A 21,593-nucleotide genomic window follows, 5' to 3' on the forward strand; every position below is an offset into this window, starting at 1 on the left:
TTACTCTGAAATGCAAACAAACGTTTTCGTTCACTTTGTACATTCTAATTCAAAATATCCCGTTTCGTAAAGACGGCGAATGAAATGATTATCGCGGCGAGTCCCCAAACAGACAGTACTGCCAGCGAAAAGGGCAGTGTCATTCCCTCAATCGGAGCAGGTGTGCCCGCCAAATACCCGGTAAGACCCAGGTTGACCATAAATAAATACTTTGCGGTCGACCAGGCTGCAGCCATATTCGTGAGTATGGTTCCGGCAATCAGCGCCGCCATCATTACCACAATGCTCGCTGCCGTACTTCGTACCAGAACTGAAACCATGAAGGCCAGCAGGGCTACAACTACGCTTACAAACCAGATTAGCCCGCCCTGCATCAGCAGGTACTTCCACTGGGGCACGGAATGAACGCCGCTCATATCGACGGTATCCCCGCTCAGCTGAAAGCCGGTGAATACCGGAATGCTAAACCCTTTATAACCAAAAGCGAGCCCGGAAACCAGGTAGCTGACCACAAACACCGATAGCACAATTAGAGAAACGAACATGAGCAGGGCAGCCATTTTGCTGAACAATACCTTCCAGCGTCTAACCGGCCGGGTCAGCAGCATCTTAATGGTGCCTGTCGTCCGTTCACCGGACACAAGGTCCGAAGCAACCGCCATAATCAGCAGCGGAATAAACAGGGAGACCGAGTTATCAAGAAATTCACGGGTAAAGGTTACCCCGCTCGGCTCATTGGGATTAACATCATGGTCCAGATAATACTGCAGCTGCTGGATAAAAATCCGCCGGTACGACTTCCACTCCTCAGGAATGCGGTCGCTGCTCAGCGAGTTCTGGTTATCCGTGATCCGCTGCTGGATTTCTAAACGCCAGTCCGAATTGAACTTGTCCCGGCTCCGTTCAGCTACCCGCATCTGCGCATAGGTAAACATTGGTACAAGCACTAGCAGAATCAGCAGTATAACATAGAAGCGCTTCTTTTTGATAATTTTTGTGCACTCATTGCGGATGAGCGGAAGCAGATTAGTCAATAGATTCACCTTCCGTTAGCTTCAAGAATAGCTGTTCCAGTGTAGGATTGATTTTATGCACGGCATTTACCTCCACTCCTGCCGCAACCATGGCTGCAACAGTTTCCGGAATGATGGCTTCGTCCATAGCTGTAATGACTGATCCGCCGCCCATTCCGGCGATTACCGAGTCATCAAGCGTAACTTCATCCAGCCTGAGCAGCCGGATACCGTGATGCTTTTCCAGAATGCTTCTGGCTGCCGGAACGGGCGCAAGGTCCCATAGCACATAAGGAGAATTGCGGGCAACAAGCTCATCGACTCCGCCGACAGCCAGCACCCGGCCCTTGCTGATAATGGCCACCCGGTCGCACAACAGCTGGATTTCACTCAGCAGGTGGCTGGAGACGAAGACAGCCAGGCCGCCCTCAGCCAGCTTGCGGATAAATTCACGCAGCTCCTTGATTCCCTTGGGATCAAGCCCGTTGGTCGGCTCATCCAGAATGAGCAGCCGCGGGCGGCCAAGCAGCGCCTGGGCAATACCGAGCCGCTGCCGCATCCCCAGGGAATAGGTGCTGACCTTGTCATGGATACGCTGGTCCAGCCGGACAATCTCCACTACCTCGGCAATCCGCTGCGCGTCCACTCCCGGCTGCATCCGGGCGAAATGCTGCAGGTTTTCCCAGCCGGTCAGATAGGTGTAGACTTCCGGATTCTCGACGATCGACCCGACGTATTGGAGCGCTTTTTCGGGATTACGGTTAACGTTGTAGCCACAGACTGTTATCGTCCCCTCAGTGGGACGGATCAGATCGACGAGCATCCGGATTGTGGTGGTTTTGCCGGCGCCGTTGGGCCCGAGAAATCCGAAGATTTCCCCTTTCTTCACATCAAAAGTGACATCGTCGATGATCCATTTCCGGCTGATTTTTTTGCGGACGCCCCTTACCGACAGCACCACATCTCCCGGCTCTGTCTCTCTCACCTTTTCCATATTTAAACAACTCCTTGCTGTCGCTCATGTCTCATATTGTTGGATTGCATTCTGCTATTAGCGTATAGCCTGTACAATCCGTTCGCTGATCCGCTGGTAACCGTCGCCGTTCGGGTGAAAATGATCATTCGAGAGATACTTGTCCAGATGGCGGTTAAACAAATCAAAGGTCGGAACAAGCGTCATATTGCTGTGCGTGTTGATGATGTCCATTGCGGCATTGTTCCAGGCGGTTACCGCCTGATTCCCAGGCACAAGCAAATCCTCAATATCGCCAAAAGGGTTGTACAAGCCCACATAGTAAACCTGCGCCTGCGGATTGATCTCTGCAATCGTCTCCAGAATCTCCCCCAGCCGCTTTGCCGCATCCGGCAGGGCAGCCAGCAGCGCTTCCGGTGTCAATTCATCTTCATTTGGCTTCGGGGTAGAGGTAACAAGCGCGCTCGGCTTTCCGTCAAGAATACCGCCGGGCTGCGCTGCGCTGGTGTCGCCCTCAGCATCGCCGGCCGGAGCCTGCTCCGCCTGTACTCCCTCTTCTGTCTGCATCCCTGTTCCGGTTCCCAGTAGATCCGAGCCCCGGAACAGGTCGTTGCCGCCGATGGATACCAGCACCACACTCGCCTGCCGCAGCGCATACTGGACGCCCTCCTCCTGCAGCTTGGTCTGCAGTCCGGCCGTTGTCAGCCCGTTAATCCCCATATTCCCGAGCAGCTCCGCCTGGCCTCCGCCTTCGGTTAAGCCGTCCAGCGTCCGTCTGACAAAACCGCTGCCGCTGTTGTCGCCTGTGCCTTTGGCCAGGGAGTCGCCCAGCGCCAGTATCTTCAGCTTATCTGCTGCAGCCGGCGCAGGTGTGGCGCTCTCCTGCGGCAATGAGCTGGTCAGCGTTTCGCCCTGCGGATTAATAATATCGTTTGCTGCATACACAAACCCCACAATTAAAAGAAGTGTAGCCGCTATGGAAATCAGGCTTACTATCCGCCAGGTCCATTTCGAATCCTTCACAGCAATCCCTCCGTATGCCTCTATTCTCCATTGTTCCACATTTTACAAACTTCTTAACGTATGTAAATAAACATAATTCTTCTATACACAATTTGCAAATAAGCAGCTAGCATTACAAAGCCGTTAACCCTTTTTCACTTTCTTTTAATATTAAGGCTGTATGCTGGAGACAACTAAGCGTTTAAGGGGTGGACACGAATGCCTAACATTTGGATGCATCTGGAGTACGGACAGCAGCTTGCGGAGGAGCTTCAGGGGGAAATTGCTTGTCTGGCAGACATTAAAACCTCACCCGAGCTGTACCAGCTGGGCTGCCAAGGGCCGGATATTCTGCTGTATCACAGCTTTCTTCCCTGGAAAAAAGAAAACCGGGCCCTCCGGCTCGGTGATATCATGCATACAGAGAAATGCGGCCCGGTGCTGATCGAGTTCTGGGAGCGGACAATGGCCCTGCCTGACGGGGAGCGGCGGGAAGCCCAGCAATATTTTCTCGGATTCGTCACCCACCATCTGCTTGACCGCAATCTTCATCCCTATATCAACTGGAAAGCAGGCTACAAGCACCGTAATCACCAGCGTTTTGAGATTGTGCTGGACACTTTGTTCATGAAGTCACTGAAGCAGATGAATACCTGGCAGCATGCCTCCTGGAAAAGAATCAATGTCGGCTCCCACCTGCCTGTAAATGTCCACAGTATTCTGCATGAAACGGCTTTGCGTTGGTATCCGGAAACCGGCAGACTGCCTGCAGAGATGTGGGATGAAGCCTATCTCGATATGCTGCTGGCCCATAAGTTCCTCTACGATCCGAAGGGCTGGAAGAAATCCCTGCTGCGCGGCAAAGCCCTCCGGCTCTTCTCACAGCCGCTGACCCCTGCTGAGGAGCAGCTGGATTATTTGAACGAACAGCGTGGCGAGTGGCGGCATTCCGCCCTCTACTCCGAGGTGCGCACAGAGAGTGTCTGGGATTTGTGGGAGCAGGCGCTGGCAGAAGGGCGGACTGTCCTGCGGGCGCTTGCTGCTTGGCTGAACAGCCCGTCAACAGCGGAAGGAAGCCGGGCACTGGAGCATTTTAGGCTGGTGCTGGGTGACCGTTCCTACGATACAGGCAAAGAATGCAGCAGCCGGCTGAAGAATCAGTATGCCGAACCGATCTGGGAGGCAGGCATTTCCTGAACATCCGTTACGGGATTCCGCCAAAAAAAGGACTGCGCTGGAGTGAGCTATTTTCGCGGCTCATCTAGGCAGTCCTTTATATTTTAACTATGCAGCTTATTTCCCGATAAACTCCTGTACCCAGTAGTTGTTGTCATACCCTACTCCGATATAATTAAAGTTAGCACTGAGAATGTTGGCACGGTGACCCGCACTGTTCATCCAGGCCGTCATAACCTCCTGAGGTGTTTTCTGGCCCATAGCAATGTTCTCACCGGCTGCCCGGTACGTTACGCCAAAGGACTTCATCATATCAAAAGGTGATCCATACGTCGGCGAAGTGTGGGAGAAATAGTTGTTAACACGCATATCTGTCGCCTTGGCCGCCGCCACCTTGTTAAGACTGTCCAGGGCAGACACAGGAGACAGTCCGGCTGCAGCGCGCTCTTTATTCACCAGGTCTACTACCTGTTTTACAAAAGAAGCCTGTGCAGTAGTTGCAGTTGCGGCCGGTGCTGCAGTTGCGGCTGGCTTGGCAGTGGCTGCAGGTGTTGCTGCTGGCTTAGCTGTAGCTACTGGTTTAGCAGTCGCTACAGGTGCAGCTGTTGCAGCAGGCTTGGCAGTTGCGGCCGGTGCTGCGGTATTCTGAGGTACAACCGGTGTTTTAAACTTCGTTACTGTTACTGTATTTCCGTTAAAAGAAAATTCCTTGTTGCTATATTTAGTGAAGTATTGCATGAATTGGGCAAAGCTTGTAGTGTTCGCTGCTGTAGTTGTTCCGCTGGCTGCATCCGCCTGTAACGGAAGAGAAATGCTCAGCGCCATCACCGCTGCTACGCTTCCACCAATCATTGCTTTTACAGTTTTGCTCTTCATTATGCCATCTCCTTGTTTGTTCTTGTTGTGTGTACAGTGCTGAAACTGTGCTGAATCATTTATTACAAAGTTGTCATTTCTTCCTCAGTCATTGTAGCATAAAACTATCAGCTGTGCGTTGCTAATTTTTTACACTGCGAGATTCAGAGAAAGGCTTGTCCGGCCTATATACCTAAAAAACTGCCACCTGATCTACAGGAAGCAGTCTGCGTTGCATGCTAATGCTTGCTATTCTATTTATCGGTACAGCTGTCTGTTTTGTTAATGAAAAGACTGCCAGAAGTCACCTTCTGTCGAGATCAGGCCCATAATCTCTGCATACGGAATCCGGAAGGTCGGAAAGCCGGCGGCGTATGGAGCAATCTCATAAGGTGCAAAATACAGGTACAGCGCATCCTCATCCACATAAAACGGCTGGTCTGCTGTAATGCCCTTATACGTATCCGGAAAAACATAAGAGTACTGCGGATCATTAGCGATCTGCTTGCCGACGATCTCACTGAGCTTTTCGACGTATCTGCTGCCCGGCTTGAACAAATCACTGAGCTTATAAAATCTGCCGCTGCGCAGATTGACATGCTCATACAGCTTGGTAGGCATGCCATGAGCTGCGCCGAACGGGTAATTATAACCGTTAAGCTCCAGCACAAGCAGATTTTTACGGAAAAATGCTACGGCAAAATCCCCGGTGTAGCTGAAATCCTGCGACGTCCCGCCGCTGCCCACCCCTTCGGCCTTGGAAAGGCTGCGCAGCCTGCTGTTAACGGCCTTGGACACTTCAATGTCTGCGATGCCTTCAATGACCGGGTAGTAAACGAGATAATCCCTGTTCGGTTTATATTTTTTCTCCAGTACAGAGTATGGAGGCCGGAGCGGAATGACGCCGTTCTGCCGCCATACCTGCTTGCCCCTGCGGTCATAATACGCTGTGCGCTGATCAACATCCGCCCGGATCAGGCTGCCGCTGAAGGATAAGGTACCGGACCCGGCGATAACCGGCGGCTGGGATGCTCTTTTCCCGCTTTTATCGATAAAATAAGTATCCTTGGCATCGTAGACGGAAGCCAGCCCGTGCTGATAATTGTTCACCCCGAGCAGCGGATGATTGCTGAGCACTCTGCCGGTTACAGCATCTGCAATCACATATCGTGAGCCCCGGTAAGGCTGGTCGGCATAGACAGGCGTTCCCAGCGCAACCCGGTTCTCACCCAGCTGCTGTACCTCGTAATAGGTGGCCGGAATGATCTGTTTGCCCTGTTTGTCGATCAACCCGTAGGCATTCCCGTAATTCTCCGCTGTGTTGATCACGGCCCGCCCTTCCGAAAAAGGCAGCGCAGCCGTAAATTGCGGCTTAATTGCGACACTCCCATCCAGGTTAAGGTAGCCGTATTTGCCGTTCTCCGTCTCCTGATAGGCCAGCAGCCCGTCACCCGGGTTCCCCACAAAAGCGTGTTTGTACGCATGCAGCACCTTGCCGGCCGGATCAATCAGCGCGTATTCGCCTTCAGCGGTTTTTACCAGGGCAGTTCCATTCATGAAGTCGCCCGCATCCAAATAGACGGCAGGCAACACTTCCTTGCCCTGTGCATCAATATATCCGTAACGCGAGCCGCCTGCAGTAGTACTTTGCCTGGAAAAAAGCGCCCGCCCCTCATGCAGCGAATTCAGATAATCGTACCGCGCCGCAGTGACTTCCCTGCCTTTTTCATCAATCAGCGTATAGCCTTTGGCATCAGAAACGACAGCCCGCCCTTCCGCGAACGGTGCGATAAAGGAGTAATAGGGTTTGACTTTTTCACGTCCGCTGCTGTCAATCAGGCCGCTGCTGTTTTTGCGCTGCACGATCGCCAGACCGTTATCCTGAAAATCCTCGGCATACTCATACCGGGGTTCTATTGCAGTCCGTCCTTCATTGTTGATGTATCCCCACAGTGTACCTTCTTTGGTTTTAAAAGGGGCCGGATGCAGCACTTCTGCCCGCAGACCGTCTGCAGCATCTATGCCCAATGTGATGAGAGGCTCCAGCGGCTTGACGAAGTAATCCACCCGGTACAGCCCCGCCTCGGCGGGAAGCGTTACGAACAGCTCATCATCCGCGCGGATGAAATCCTCCTCCTGCTGGGCCACGTATTCATTCCAGCCGATCCCGTCCCACTTCCACACTTCCGTCTGCAAAAGACCGTTGTCATTTCCTTTTGCCAGCTCATTCAGCTTAATTCTCAGCATGCCCGTCGCTCCTTTATAAAGGCTTTTGCCTATAGCGTATGAAGTTGAGGGGGAAAGGGTGTTTTTGTGCCAGGTTGGTAAAAAAGAATGCGGGAGTGCGGAATGTAGAGCTATGGTTGCGGGAATGTGAGGAATTGCCGGGTGTGACTGCGGACTGCGAGGATTATGCGGGACTTCCGCGGTTTTTGGACTTCCGGCCGCTGTTGTCTTCGGATTTCCTTTATTTATACCGCTGTCAGCGGGTGAAATCCGAAGACAGTATTGCTTCCGTAGCGAGCTTTCCTGCGGAAAGCTTTCAGGCGGACGCTACGCTCCTGCAGTTCCAAAATCCGCTCCGTCCCTCCCATCCTCTTCGTTGGGAAGATCAAAAACAGCACAAAAACACCCTTTGGCGGGTGTTGGCCGAAAGCTAAGGGCAGCTGCGCTCTGCCCTTGGTCTTTGACTGGAATTATGATGCCCTATGGGCTGTCAGCAATTGTCTAATCACACTTCCTGACGGTCCACGTCTACAGATGCTAATGAGATACCGGAGGTGTTTAGGCGTAGTTACAGTTTAAAAGACTTCAGAGATGGATTGGGCACGTTTATTACACTAATTTTTGAGCTACCTGCTACCTTCGATAAAACAATATTACTGTCAGATAAAATAATATGACTGCGGATCAGAAATCTATCCTGTACTCATTCCCGAAACTTCTCTAACGGACTCAGATGACCTTACTCGTGGGATTTCGGGCATGTTCATATTCTAACGGACACCAGCGGCGTTATTTGGCGCACTTTTGCCCAAAGTGGGGCTTAAGAGCATGAATAACGGCATCTGTGAGTTAGACTAATAAGTAGACACGGTAAATCCAACCCAAGATAATAGAATAAACTCTAAAAGAGGTGGTAACCGTGGCGGAACGGAAGCGATATAACAAACAGTTCAAAGAAGAAACGGTGAAGTATATCCAGGAACAAAGAAAATCCATGGACGAGATTGCCCTGGAACTTAATATTCCCAAGGGGACTCTCAAGAGCTGGATGATGACCTACCGGCAGTTCCCCGATGAACCGTTTGTAGGAAGTGGTAAGCTGCGTACTCAAGAACAACAGATTGTAACGCTAGAACAAAAGAACAAAGATCTCGAAGAGGAAGTCGCTATCCTAAAAAAAGCGTTGCACATCTTCAGCAAAGACCGGAGCTGAAATTTCAGTTTATTGAGGAGCACCGCTCAACATTCCGGATCGAGAAGATGTGCAGCGTACTCGGTGTATCCCGAAGTGGATATTACAAATGGCGGACAGCCCCTCCTAGTAAACGGAAGCAGAGCCGGGACTATCTGGTCGAGCGTATTAAGTATCACTTTCATGACAATGATGCGATTTATGGCAGTCCAAAAATCACCAGAAAACTGCATGAAGAAGGACTCTCGGTTGGTGAAAAAACCGTAGGTAGACTCATGCGGGCACATGAGCTCCGCTCCCAGGCGATGGGAAGATTTAAAGTCCAAACCACAGATTCAAACCATGACTCCCCCATTGCTCCGAATTGGCTAAACCAACATTTTGATGTGTGCACAAAACCTAACCAAGTTTGGGTTACAGATATTACCTATATCCGTACGCGCCAAGGCACGGTCTATTTAGCGAGTGTTCTTGACTTGTACACGCGTAAAATTGTGGGTTGGCAGCTCGGAAACCGAATGAAAGTAGAGTTGGTTTCTGCGGCGCTAGACAAGGCCTACGCAGCCCAGAAACCGGACAAGGGAGTCATTCACCATTCGGACCGGGGAAGCCAGTACGCCTCCGTAGAATACCGCAAGAAGTTAAAAGAGTACCATATGATTCGCAGTATGAGTCGCAGGGGAAACTGCTACGACAATGCGTGCATTGAATCGTTCCACAGCATTCTTAAGCGAGAAATGATTTACCGTAGGGCGACCTTCCAAACTCAGAAAGAAGCTGCAAACCATCTGTTCCGTTATATTGAGTTCTTTTACAACCGGAAACGAATACACAGTAAGCTAGGTTATCTCTCCCCGGATCGCTTTGAGTCACAGTATTACAGCACACTTAAACGTGCCAACTGACCCTTTTTACCGTGTCCACTCTGTTGACTTAAGCACACTGAGTCCGTTAGGCGGGCAGAAAAGCGAAAAATCAGCAAATAGCGGCTCCTCTGTCCGTTAGAAATTTCCACCAGTAAAAACGACTCGCTAGTTCCGTCATATTGGAGCATCACGAGGTATTAGAACCAAGTATTGCTCATACGTGTGAAACACAATTCGAGCATCCGAGTAGAATCTCGGAGCGCAAAATTGTAATGTTTGGGGGTAAGCTCGTTATTATAATGTACGACAGCACTAGGCCAGTTTAGCGACTGGTCGCTATTCAAGCGCATCACTTAATGTCCGCTAATCAAGAATCGGTACCTTAATCAAACCAGCTGCTGCGCAAGCTCCCAGATATGGCCTGCCGGATCTGCAAAAGCAAGGGTGCGCACTCCCCATGGCCGGTTCAAAGGGCCGTTCAGCAGTTCAACTCCCTGCTGTGCCAGTTGCTGGGCTGCTGCATCCGCATCCTCCACCTGGATCGTAAACTGGAACCGTGATCCGGATTCCGGGCCGGCAGGCTTTGCCGGTTGAATCAGGCCGGAGGCCTCGGAAATGTTCAGCAGATTAATACTCATGTTTCCGAAATTATATACTGCTGATACCTCGTCTTCGTACACAGCTGACAGCTGGAATACCTCCTGATAGAACAGCTTGCTCTTATGCAGATCCTCAACAAACAGCGTAATTACATCAACGTTTAATGCACCCAAATTTATCATCACTAACTGCCTCCCTCAAATTGGATTACTTCATCCGCAGGTTACCACCACGAGCTCACCATTAGTACAACTATAACTATGTTAACGACTGGACAGGCAATCAGGCACAGTGTTAGCGATGTCATTTTTTTTGCTCACTGCCGAGTCTCCCGCTAATCCCCCTGCGTACTGTAAAGCTAGCATCATTCTATGATTTCAACCTCCGGCTCCAGCAGCACCTCCTCAATCTGTTCTACATCGTTCTCATTAAACCGGAATAACTCTAAGATTAGATCCCCTTCTTTACGGACTCCTATAGTGAAGAACGGACTGGATATCTTTAGCAGGAACATCTGACCGGAAGCAGCGTCTTTATAGAATTTTAAACCGTAATTAATTTCATTATCTTTACCCCCTGCCTTTCTCGAATTGATCTGATCCATACCTTTGAATTGCCGTGTATCCTCATCAGCTGCAATGATCTCCCAGTAATTTGGTGCATACCCTACAGTAGTTAACCAGAGTTGAACAGTAAATTTAAATGTATTATTGTTCTTTTCATCCGTTACTTGTACGTCATAAGCGGGTTGTTCGGTCAGTTTGGTAACTGTAGCATCAGGTGATTTAAGTATTTCATATTCATTCAAGGTATCTAGCTCGGCGCTGCTGATGACGTTTGACCAAGGCTCCGGAAGCGCAGATACCTCATAAGTATAGTTAACTTCCAGTGTCTTTACCGGTTTGAAGGTTAACCCCTCTGCTTCATATTCAATAACCGCATTGGTAAATTTCGTTTCAAAGTCAGCTATAATATCCAAAAAATGAATCTCATTATTATATTCATAAGGCATAATACCCCCTTCAAAAGTATCAATCCAGCTGTAAACCTCTCCGTCCCGTTTATAAATATGCCCATAATATTGACGGATCGAGCCTTCACAGGTAATTACATAAAGCTCGTCTACCCCATCCTTGTCAAAATCGATAAAATAAGCGGATCTATATGAGCCCGTTGAAAAAAAATACTTTGATTCATCGCCCACTAAAGTAATATCACCCTGCTCTACCTGCTCCTGCAGATTAATCTCGAATTTCTGCTCAGCAAAAAACAGATATTCTTCCCGCCGCTCGACGACCGAGTGAAGATAATCCTCCCACGGTTCCTGGCGCTGGCCAGGCGTTGGTGCTACTGTTGGTTCTATTGTTGGTGCTACTGTTGGTGCTACTGTGGGTTCTGCCATTCGCTCTACCATCGGTCCTGCCACTGGTTCTATCGCTGGCTCAACCATGTTCCCGTCAGAAGCCGCGTTATTTACCTGTGCATCTCCCGGAAGTGTTTCCTGATTGCTACAAGATATAGCTATAATGCCCACAATGAAAAATACAGCCACCCCTTGTACAGCTTTCAAAATCCCCATAAGCTCCTCTATCTCCCCGGTTCAATCTCAACCATCCATCCACCATGAGACCGTTAAAAAGCTGCCTGTTCCGGACATATTTAGTCACGGAAAAACCTGTCAGGGTATATAACCATCAGCAGTATGGCTGTTCTAACAAAATTTGACGGCGCACAGGAATATTCCTGCTTCCGACTTCTCCCGAACGCAGCTAAGCCGTACGGAATATCCCGTACGGCTTGCACAAACTTATAATAATCCCTTTATAGCGGGATAGTAATCTTATCTCCAGATCTCGTCAGCAATTTCCTTAATATAAGCCAGCTTGTTCCACTGCTGCTCTTCAGTCAGGTGATTGCCCTCTTCGGTGGAAGCGAAGCCGCATTGCGGGCTCAGGCAGATCCGGTTCAGGTCGACGTACTGCTTGGCTTCCTCGATCCGCTTGAGAATATCTTCCTTGTTCTCAAGCTCGCCGAACTTGGAAGAGAACAGGCCAAGCACAACCTGCTGGTTCTCCTTCAGGAAACGCAGCGGTTTGAAATCCCCGGCACGGTCGGTATCGAACTCCAGGTAGTAGCCGGAGTAATTGTCGATGCCAAGCAGGGTCTGCACGATCGGCTCATAACCGCCGCCTACACCGGCATAGGTCGATACATAGTTACCGCGGCATACATGGGTCGTTACAACCAGATCTTCCGGCAGGCCGGCTACGACGGCAGCGTTCACCTGGGCCAGCTCGTTGGCATAGTCAGCCACATTCACGCCGATCTGCTCCATGATTGCTACGAACTGCTCGTCGCACAGCGCGCCCCAGGTGCAGTCATCGAATTGAATGCTGCGGCAGCCTGCATTATACAGATCAAGCACCGCACCTTTATAAGCCTTGATTGTGTCAGCCAGCAGCTCTTCACGGTTCGGGTAAACTGCGCTGGTGCTTTCTTTATTTTCCGCACGGTCCAGCTCGAACAGGAACTGGGCAGCTGCCGGAACGGATTGGCGGGCAACCACGTCATCGCCGGCAATGCCTTTAAGGAAGGAATAGTGGGCGACAAACGGATGGCTGCTGTAGCTGATTTTGCCGCTGAGACGGGCGGTTTCCGGTCTGGACTGGGCTCCGTTGAACTGATAGCCCTGGTCAATAAAGGTCTGCTCAACACCGTCAAAGCCCCAGAAGAAATCCAGATGCCACCAGGAACGGCGGAATTCACCGTCAGTTACAGCCTGGAGGCCGACTTCTTTTTGCTTTGCTACGAGCTTGACGATTTCAGCGTCTTCAACTTCTTTCAGCTGGGCGGCGGTAATTTCACCGTTTTTATATTTTAACCGGGCATCCTTCAAAACGGCGGGGCGCAGGAAGCTGCCTACAATATCATAGCGGAATGGAGTAACGGTACGTTTCAATGGTTCGGTCTGAGTGCTCATCGGTTAATCTCCTCATCAGTTCAATTAGTACAGCTACTATAGCATATCCGTTCAGTTATATAGTTCTACTAATCAACTATCATCCGTTATAATTAATAGCTATAACAGCATTTTATTAATGAATTTGCATTCAGGATGAAAAAAATGACTCTCCGCCTGCAGCCATCGAAGTAGCAGAGGGTAAAGTGACGTTTCTGTCACTTAGCGGGAATGGATTACCGGAAACCGGCCTCAGACCGGAATTGTAATCAGGAAGGTTGTTCCCTTGCCCTTTTCACTCTCCACCTCAATGATTCCTTTGAGCTTATTCACCGTGCTGTAAACCATGAGCATTCCCAGTCCGGTCCCTTCCTCTTTAGTGGAATAGTATGGCTTACCGAGGCGGGAAATTTCCTCTTTGGTCATGCCAACCCCGGTATCCCGGACGCTGATCATGATATTTTGCTTATTTTCTGAAATATGGATCGTCAGTGTGCCGCCTTCCTTCTCTTTCATCGCTTCTATCCCGTTTTTGTAGAGGTTGATCAGGCACTGCTGGATCTGATTTTTGTCATAGCTGGTATTCAGCGTATTGCTGAATTGAAACTGAACGCCAACCTTATGAATGGAGGCAAAGGGCATGATGATATTTTTGGTATACTCTGCTTCAGCCAGCATGTTAGAGTGCACCATATTACCCGATTGCGGCTTGGCAAAAGAAAGATAGTCGCTGACAATCTTCTCAGCCCGGTTCAGCTCCTGCAGGGACAGCTCCACGTACCCTTTTTCCTCAGGCGAAATGTTGGTGGATTTGTTGAGCAGCTGCAGGAAACCGCTCGTCACCGTAAGGGGGTTTCTGATCTCATGGGACACACTGGCGGCCAGCTCGCTGACCACATTCAAGCGCTCCGACTGGAGAATCCGGTCACGGTTTCGGATATTGGTGATGATCTGCTCGATCAGAATCATAATGATGCTCATTACACCGACATGCGTCGTCAGGGCATAGAACGTCAGGGTCCAGAACTGCTTGTCCAGCGTCCCTTTCATCATTCCAAGGGTAATCAGATAGATACCCATTGTCAGCGCCGCAATAAAGGTTGCCGATACAATCCGCCGGTTGGCGCTCTGCCTGATAAACCATTTGCTTAAAAATGGAACTATCAGCAGCACCGCTGTGGAGAACAGGAAGGACGGAAGAATCCCGGCTCCGCCTACATATAACCGGTATACATTTAATATCAGGTATAACGGAAGCACATTTCTGTACCCGCCGAATAACGCCACAAGAATGAATGGAACATACCGCAGATCATAAATAAAGCCCATCTCCAGCTTAATCGGCTTGGCAATGCACAGGATCATCGTGACTGCGGACATAATCACCAGTATTTTGTTGTTGTAACGGTTGGCTCTGTTTTCGAAAAAAATAACAACAATCAGTACCGGAAACAAAATAAACAGAAAGTTTAATAGTAGGGTTTCAAACAAAAATTTAACGTCCTCTCAGTTGTGCTAAAGCTATCTCTATTCTTCCATTATAAGAAAAGTATTAACTTTTCCTAGAGCAATTGTTGGAAATTTTATACCTTAAGATTAAAGATTATGTTGATTATGATATAAAAAAGCCCTATTCTCACTGGATGTGAAAATAGAGCTTGGTTTAAAGCGGCCTCTTAGCGGGAATTTGTGGCGGTCCGTTCTTCCATCATATCGGCAATATCCTCAATCTGACCCTCTACCGAGATCGGATCGGAGAAGTAGAAACGGTAGGCGTCAATTTCATACAGCTCGTTCTGTTTGACTGCTTCAACCGTTCCCTATACCGGATCATTCCCGTAGTCATAGCTTCCTTTTGATGCATCAACAGCCATGAAAATATGATCACCAGTGTAGTCGTTAGCCACTGTATTAGTTACAGGCTGAACTTCACCACAAGTTCTCTCATATAAGGAATTAATTCGAATCCATCCTCAAAATCTTCATCTGCCAAAGCCCAGTAACGGATGGTTTCCCGGAACATATCGAGATCACTGATTAAGTGTTCTTTGATTCTAAACCAAAGTTCCTTATTGTCCTCCCCGCCACTGAGTGCATCATCGAAGGATGAAAGGATTAATTTCATTAAAGCAAACTTTTCACCGCCATTAAGCGGGGTATTCAGGCTTTCATAATAATTAATAAATTCAGTAACCCTGGATGATTCTGCCGCCTCGATTTCCCAGTCTTGAGAATACTCAGACAGCTTCATCAAATTTAGTTGTTTTGTCAGACTTTCGATGGCTTCTTTGGTAACAAAATAACGGGGACGGTTAAACGGTCTATCTATAATAAAATATCCAGCAGGATAGTTTTCATCTTCTTCCCCATTTACATCAGGGTAACGATTAAACACCGATTGAAAGTGATCATTTTCAATTAAATGGTTAATAAGTTGTTCTATTCTTTCTCTGCTGATAACATCAATTAAAACCATATCGCTGGACCAAAAATATGATCCGTACATACATTCTCCGGTTAGTAAATTTTTTTGCCTTAACGATTCAATGTTTTGGTAAGTAAAAAAGCTTGCAATCCATTTAGAGCGATTTGGGAATACAACAATGACATCTGTATTACAATCGTTACAGTCCCACGAAGTTTCTTCCCATAATTCAGCTTCAATCCATACATGACGGTTCGAATAGTCGATGGCTATCTCCTCCGAAAACTTAAATATCCCTTTACTTCTTCTTTATTTACTAATTGATTTCCGAAGTTTCGAAAGTAAGCAACATACGTTAACTCCTTTATTTCTTGTTATAAGCAACACACTTTGGACACGTCCGGCTTACCCCTGATAATCCCTTTTGGATTCCAGCTCGGCCAGAATATCCTTATCCTCAGCGTTGTCCCGGGTCACTTTCTGCACGCCGATGGCACTATACGAAATCAGCAGAATAACGGCGATGTAGTACCCTTTTACATTTAACTGAAATGGAGCGTTATAAAGGCCAATAAAGAACATACCGTAACCGATCACTAGCCCTGCAATGGCCATACCGGTAAAAGCGGCCGTATTTCTCATCCGGTGCTTCGGATTTTCCAGGCGGAGTTCTCTATCTTCCGTATTGTCCCGGACGACCTTCTGCATGACAATACAGCTGATCGTAATCAGCACCATGCACAGAATATAATACCCCTTCACATTCAGCTCCCAAGTGTCGTTGTAGACACCCAGACAGAATAAGAAAAGTCCGGCCGCCAAGGCAAAATAAGAGGCCAACGTGAAGGCAGTCGTGTTACGCTTGCGGTACGTTTGATTCATCTGCTGATCTCTCCCCCCACTGCAATATGGAATGCACTATTCCACCTCCACTATACCCTGAAAGTTCGGTAAAATTCTACCATAATTTACTTTTCTCCCGCTCAATCTAGGATGCACCCGTGTTAACGATAAATATTGCTGAATTGAGAAGTATAATCGGATTCTGTGAAGGTTAATTCCGGAATTTTATCCAACCAGTCCACCGTTGTTCCAATATGATCATAGCCAGATAACATATCTGTCCTACTGCTCCTATCGATACCAAGCTTCTTCCAGGCCACTCTGCTTCCCGTCCGGACTACATGTGCAACCACCACCGTACAGCTCAAATCACAATCGTCCGGGCACATCAATATTGGTATGATAAACTCACCACTGGTGCAATTGTACCTTGATAAAATAAACCCTTTCTCCCCTGGAACATCAAGCCAGTCCGGCATCACCCGAATTAATCCTTCAAGATTGTATGAGGGATAATGTTTATGCAGCAATGCATCAAGAGAAACGCCGTCTATAACGATAATGTGATGTTCAACTTTACAAAAAAGACTCTGCCCCAGTACTACTTCTATGTTATTAAAAATATCGGCCATTATCGCCACGCCCCTATTGCATTATTCTCTATTAACTTTGAAAATCCACAAATCACTCTATATACCGCATGGCCAGCTCTGTATGATATTTTGCCAGCCCCCTGGAAAATTCCTGATCCGGATAGCCGCGGTGCAGCAGCTTCAGCCCGCCCGAAATTAAAGATATATGATGGTGGAACCGGTAAAACCGCAGCCGGTCAGGATCAAGGTAATCGTTCTTCAAGTAACGGTAGTGCTCATTGAATCTGAATTCCAGAAAGCTGTGCTCATGCTCGATATCAAAAAAGCGCATTCCCTCAATATCGATCAAATAAGACTCCAGCCTGTCGTTCACCAGTATATGGTCGGGACCAAGCTCATCATGGATCAGCCCGTAGTCTGAACGGGGTTTGATTGCTTCCTCAAGCTCATGCAGCTTATCCAGCAGTTTCTCCTGGTTAGCGTTAATAACATCGATATGCTGCACTGCGTAAGCCAACTGAAGCTTCGCATTTTCCAGAAGCAGCAAATGACATTGCCCGGTGTTACTCTCATTGTAATGCTGCTCTGGTGCGCCAAAAGTGTTTCTTTTAATACTGTGCATTGCGTTAACCAGACTCCCGATCTGCTGCAAAACATGCTCCTTAACTGCTGGATTCGGATGGCTGAAATAGGCTTCTGCTTTTTGCCCGGCTACATACTCAACCAGAGCGTAATCAAATGTATAGTCTGTTCTTTCATTATTCAGATCGTAAAGCGCCGGCGTGCGGATGGAATGCTCCTTCAAGAATCTGTTACTGGATGCAAATAAATCACTGCCGTAGGACCGTGCATTGATATTATTTTGCTCTATTTCTTGTTGAAAAAAATTCATAGCCAGATCCCACACATACAGTACACAGCTGAATCCATTCGCGCAGTCTACCTTATAAACTACCTTTTGGGCACCGCCTTGCATTCTGGACACACTCGAAACTAAATATGAGCTTCCAAACACCTTACTCATATACTTCTGCAATGCATCGGGGTCAAGGTGGCTGCTAAGGTTAACATTCATTGAACAACACTCCTAATCGTCTGTATTGCCGGCTACCCCACTGTATAATATTCCCTGAAAAAAATATAGACTGTTTCTTTCCGTTCTGATATGATGTTGAATAAGGTCTTTATAAAAATAAACATACAAAACAGCCCTTCGATTATTCAAAAGGGCTGTTTTTTATTGCATTACAGAAATCCGGTTAGTCATCCTAACTTTTTAAGCTTCATATCCTCAATATCCAGAATGCTTTGATAAAAATCGGATTGGGATTCTTTGTGTGAAATTCCGATGACCATTGTATCAGGTAATTCCTTGCGCAGCAGTCTATATAAATCCGCTTCTCTGGATCCATAAAGGTCTGTTGTCGCTTCATCAATTAATAATAATTCCGGCTTGAGCAGCAAACATCTTCCCATATTAAGCAACTGCTTTTCTCCTTGGCTAAACATGTCTTGTTCAGTAGTCATATCTTGTTCAAGAGAGCTTATTCTGCCTTTAAGATTTAACTTATCAAGCATGGACCATATTTCCTGATCCATACATTGCTGCTCAGGATCTAAGTTTTCTCTAAGGGTTCCGGGGTAGAGCATCGGCCGTTGGGGCAATGTTATGATTTTTTTTGCTAATATGCTTTCTGGAATATGCTTAACATTAATGCTCCCAAGCAGAATCTCCCCATCATAATCCATGCATTGCATGAGGCAGTAAAATAAAGTAGACTTTCCACTCCCCGTTCTGCCTTTAATCAATAAGTGTTCTTTTTGTTCAAGTTTCAATGTCAATCCCGAAATGAGAGGCTTCGAATCATTATATCGAACGCTCAAATTCCGGATAGTCAGCCCCCCGTATGTATCCGAGCCCGATGACAGGTATGAACCTTCATTCGGTCTATCCGTTCCAAGCCCCAAAATTCTTTCAAGAGAATTCGTACCAATTTCCATATGCCGAAGATCTCGGAGCAGAACCTCAAAATTAGAGAAAGCAGTTAATGTATAGGTTAAGGTAACATAAATTACAGCTGAGTTTCCCAAAAAACCCTTTACACTCATAAGAATTAGGAAAGCAGAAAATGTGATATACCCTGCAACCTCCATCCAGAACAAATAATACCTGTTAACAGATTGTCTTGTATATTCAGCATTTTGGGCATAAGAGATTTTTTCGGTCCAACTTGCCGTTAAAAAAGCCTGCAGCCTTTTCCTCCTCACATAACTGGAATCTGCCGCCGCTGTTTTCAGAAGAGCAAGACATGGCTCGTGGGCTTCATTTGCTATTTTAGATGTAATCTTACCTGTAACCCGGACCTCCTTCTGAATTCTGTTAAAAAAGAATAAAAAGACACCCAGAACAAGAATCATATAAGCATCCGAATAGGCTATAAGCAGGGCTGCAGTAATAATTTTAAAAAATGATTCTAACAGATTACTGACATAACCGCTCATATCCATATCTATTACTTTCATGTCATTGGAAAAACGGGCCGATAGAGCTCCATTTTCCTGTTTACTGAATTGTAAAAAACTAAGATTGGCTACCCTCTGTAATAAATTCTGATGCAGTGTTTCACCAGCCCTGATACTGCCCAGATAAATGATGCTAATACGAATAATGTTTGTTATGACCAGCAAAAAAGCAATACCAAAATATATAGCCGAGAAAAAAATGGGGTTCGCTATATCCCCTCCAAAGCGCGGTACGATATATATGGATGCGGCATCGATTATCTGTGCTAAAACAAATAAGAATACAAAAAGGATCAGTAACGGCTTACTTCCTAACGCTAAAAAGTAATATATTAAAATTCGCAGATTGGATTGCTTCTTCTCAAACTGTACATCTTCCCTTTCTTTCTGCTGCACAGCCTGCTCTTTGAGCCGTTCTTCTGCCCTCTCTTCATTTCTCAGCGGACTACTGTACTCGACCGGAATAAATTCTGTAATTTTATTATAATCTAAATGATTCTTCTGGAAGGTATTCTGAATGCGCCCGCGGTTCATCACGATAACCTGATCAGCCTGCTCAAATAATTCATAATCTAAAGTCGCAGCCACCATAATTCTCGTTGAATCTTTCCAATATTCCAGAATAAGCTGTTTAAGCACATTTTTTCTGACTCTTAGATCCAGAGAATTTAAGACTTGATCAAGCAATACGACTGGCGCGTTCTGGTATGCGGCCCGGGCCAGCAAAATTCTTTTTTTCTGTCCTCCTGATAAATTGACCATATCCGTATTAATAACAGTAGAATCACCATCATCCCATTGTTCCAAATCCTTGCCCAGTTGACATAAATCTATAACTTTCTGATAATGCGCCTCTTCGTAAGGCTTACTCAATATAATATTATTCCTAACGCTCACCGGAAACAACGGGGTATCATCCAGTACCTCTTCACAATGCTGAACATGGCGCATCTCCCCTTTTATACATTCTAAATCACCTGAGATTGAACGCAGTAGAGCAGTTTTCCCGGAACCCGTTTCTCCGACTATAATAACCAATTGTCCTGGCGTAACATTTAAACTTATGTCATTAAGTAAAATCCGGCTACCCTCTGTGAAAGTACGGAATGACGCTTTCTCCATTAAGACCCTTTCAGGTTCTACGGTAACATAACCGCTTTCTTCCACCCCCAGTTCATCCAGACTTGTATACTCCTGTACTAGCGAAGCTGCTTTAAGACCTTGTCTGGCTGTATTAAGGCTAACCAGAAAATCATTTATACAACGGTCCAGCAGGCCAAATACAATAAAGGATGCCATCGTTTTCTCGATACTGAGGGGATATCCAATTAACGAGGAAAAACTGATGCAGATCATGGCAATCAGTGGTATCAAAGAATAATTCATTAGTGTTAATATAATTTGCAGCTTACTTTTTTTATGTAGAATTTCCGATTGGCGCAACCGCTCTTTCTTAATTCTGGAAATCAGGTAAGTTGTAAAATTCATTTGTTTGGCTTCTCTATACTTAATGAGAAAATCATTGATATTATAAAGCCTTTTACTATTTATTTGGCTTAACTCCGTATCCACCTGATTCAGCTTGCCGAGCAGCCGGGTAAACATCGGAGCAGCGCATAGCAGTATACATCCCATGAATCCGCCCGCTCCCAAATACCAAACCAATAGAGTGACCCCGCATAACACCCCGATTGCATTACTCAGGCCGTCTATAACCCAGACTATACCTCTAAACCAGCTAATCTGATTTCCGTACAAATCAATCAGCTGTCCTGAATGCCTGCCTGAATCCTTTTTCCGCAAGATATTATTAAAAAGAATATTCCGGTAGCCAAACTCGATTGAAGTTATTAACTTCCAGCGAAAATGCAAAAATTGAGAATTGGAGATTACCTTCAACATCTGAAGCACCACAAACAGGATAATTCCTCCCCATGCTTTTCCGTGCGCCTCCGAACTATTGTCAATAATCGAGCGAAGGATGCCGGGAAAAAAATAGGGAACAGAGAACTGTAGAGCCAGCGTAAGTAGCGCAAGCAGCCCGTAAGCCAGAAAGGAGAACTTCAGCTGTCGTATGATATGAATTATCAAGGGCTTTACACTTTTTTGTTTCCGGACAAATCCGGATTCTTCTTTAAACTTACTTGTCCCGTAGGTCGAGGGAATAACCAAGCACGCTTCACGTATAGCACTCATCGGCTGCTTTTCACTTATTGCCTTTTTTATAAAAGGACGTGTCCAATTGAAAAATATTTTTTGAATAGGATTTGATTTCTCCTCCAGGGAGCAGCTATGATCCAAATTAGTCAATCTATTCATCCCTTCAATATATAACGGAATTGGTTAG

17 protein-coding genes are annotated in these 21,593 nt (G+C 46.9%); 3 read left to right on the forward strand and 14 right to left on the reverse strand.

What is annotated here, in order from left to right; all coding sequences use genetic code 11:
- Positions 1-44: 44 nt before the first annotated feature.
- From NST84_RS18995 to NST84_RS19005, 3 genes are read right to left on the reverse strand one after another with little or no spacing between them, the layout of a single operon-like run.
- A complete protein-coding gene (locus tag NST84_RS18995; protein WP_342561730.1) occupies positions 45-1,034 on the reverse strand; it encodes an ABC transporter permease in 990 nt (329 codons plus the stop codon).
- Complete coding sequence (locus tag NST84_RS19000; protein ID WP_342561731.1) at positions 1,027-2,007, reverse strand: ABC transporter ATP-binding protein; 981 nt, start codon at positions 2,005-2,007, stop codon at positions 1,027-1,029. The genes NST84_RS18995 and NST84_RS19000 overlap by 8 nt, the downstream gene beginning before the upstream one ends.
- A 57-nt stretch (positions 2,008-2,064) precedes the next feature.
- Positions 2,065-3,009, reverse strand: coding sequence for a GDSL-type esterase/lipase family protein (locus tag NST84_RS19005; RefSeq protein ID WP_342561732.1), 945 nt, complete (start codon positions 3,007-3,009; stop codon positions 2,065-2,067).
- Positions 3,010-3,207: 198 nt separating this feature from the next.
- Between NST84_RS19005 and NST84_RS19010 the strand changes: the two genes are divergently transcribed.
- Positions 3,208-4,185 (forward strand): zinc dependent phospholipase C family protein, encoded by a 978-nt coding sequence (locus tag NST84_RS19010; RefSeq protein ID WP_342561733.1) that lies wholly within the window; start codon positions 3,208-3,210, stop codon positions 4,183-4,185.
- A gap of 96 nt (positions 4,186-4,281) precedes the next feature.
- On the opposite strand, the gene NST84_RS19015 is transcribed toward NST84_RS19010, so the two are convergent.
- Positions 4,282-5,040: a CAP domain-containing protein gene (locus NST84_RS19015; RefSeq protein WP_342561734.1), complete on the reverse strand. Its 759-nt coding sequence runs from the start codon at positions 5,038-5,040 to the stop codon at positions 4,282-4,284.
- Between the two features lie 261 nt (positions 5,041-5,301).
- Positions 5,302-7,266, reverse strand: a complete 1,965-nt coding sequence (locus tag NST84_RS19020) for a WG repeat-containing protein (protein WP_342561735.1) — start codon at positions 7,264-7,266, stop codon at positions 5,302-5,304.
- A gap of 898 nt (positions 7,267-8,164) precedes the next feature.
- On the opposite strand from NST84_RS19020, the gene NST84_RS19025 reads away from it, so the two are divergent.
- Both NST84_RS19025 and NST84_RS19030 read left to right on the forward strand, forming a co-directional pair.
- Entirely contained in the window at positions 8,165-8,458 is a 294-nt protein-coding gene (locus NST84_RS19025) for a transposase (protein WP_342561736.1), read from the forward strand.
- Between the two features lie 11 nt (positions 8,459-8,469).
- Entirely contained in the window at positions 8,470-9,342 is an 873-nt protein-coding gene (locus NST84_RS19030; protein ID WP_342566390.1) for an IS3 family transposase, read from the forward strand.
- A gap of 347 nt (positions 9,343-9,689) precedes the next feature.
- On the opposite strand, the gene NST84_RS19035 is transcribed toward NST84_RS19030, so the two are convergent.
- From NST84_RS19035 to NST84_RS19075, 9 genes are all read right to left on the reverse strand, one after another.
- Entirely contained in the window at positions 9,690-10,085 is a 396-nt protein-coding gene (locus tag NST84_RS19035) for a VOC family protein (RefSeq protein ID WP_342561737.1), read from the reverse strand.
- 182 nt (positions 10,086-10,267) lie between these two features.
- The gene (locus tag NST84_RS19040) at positions 10,268-11,482 is read right to left on the reverse strand and encodes a PT domain-containing protein (protein WP_342561738.1); all 1,215 of its coding nucleotides are present in this window, start codon (positions 11,480-11,482) and stop codon (positions 10,268-10,270) included.
- A gap of 261 nt (positions 11,483-11,743) precedes the next feature.
- Positions 11,744-12,883: a 5-methyltetrahydropteroyltriglutamate--homocysteine S-methyltransferase gene (locus NST84_RS19045; RefSeq protein WP_342561739.1), complete on the reverse strand. Its 1,140-nt coding sequence runs from the start codon at positions 12,881-12,883 to the stop codon at positions 11,744-11,746.
- 231 nt (positions 12,884-13,114) lie between these two features.
- Positions 13,115-14,353, reverse strand: coding sequence for an ATP-binding protein (locus tag NST84_RS19050; protein ID WP_342561740.1), 1,239 nt, complete (start codon positions 14,351-14,353; stop codon positions 13,115-13,117).
- 424 nt (positions 14,354-14,777) lie between these two features.
- Positions 14,778-15,338, reverse strand: coding sequence for a hypothetical protein (locus tag NST84_RS19055; protein ID WP_342561741.1), 561 nt, complete (start codon positions 15,336-15,338; stop codon positions 14,778-14,780).
- 354 nt (positions 15,339-15,692) lie between these two features.
- Complete coding sequence (locus tag NST84_RS19060) at positions 15,693-16,169, reverse strand: YiaA/YiaB family inner membrane protein (RefSeq protein ID WP_342561742.1); 477 nt, start codon at positions 16,167-16,169, stop codon at positions 15,693-15,695.
- A gap of 122 nt (positions 16,170-16,291) precedes the next feature.
- Positions 16,292-16,762, reverse strand: coding sequence for a hypothetical protein (locus NST84_RS19065; protein WP_342561743.1), 471 nt, complete (start codon positions 16,760-16,762; stop codon positions 16,292-16,294).
- A gap of 52 nt (positions 16,763-16,814) precedes the next feature.
- Positions 16,815-17,747, reverse strand: coding sequence for a phosphotransferase (locus NST84_RS19070; RefSeq protein WP_342566473.1), 933 nt, complete (start codon positions 17,745-17,747; stop codon positions 16,815-16,817).
- A 239-nt stretch (positions 17,748-17,986) separates the two neighbouring features.
- Positions 17,987-21,556 carry an ATP-binding cassette domain-containing protein gene (locus NST84_RS19075; protein WP_342561744.1) on the reverse strand — a complete coding sequence of 1,190 codons (3,570 nt, stop codon included), beginning with the start codon at positions 21,554-21,556 and terminating at the stop codon, positions 17,987-17,989.
- Positions 21,557-21,593 lie beyond the last annotated feature (37 nt).

This window comes from Paenibacillus sp. FSL R7-0345, from assembly GCF_038595055.1.
GTDB lineage: Bacteria > Bacillota > Bacilli > Paenibacillales > Paenibacillaceae > Paenibacillus_AQ.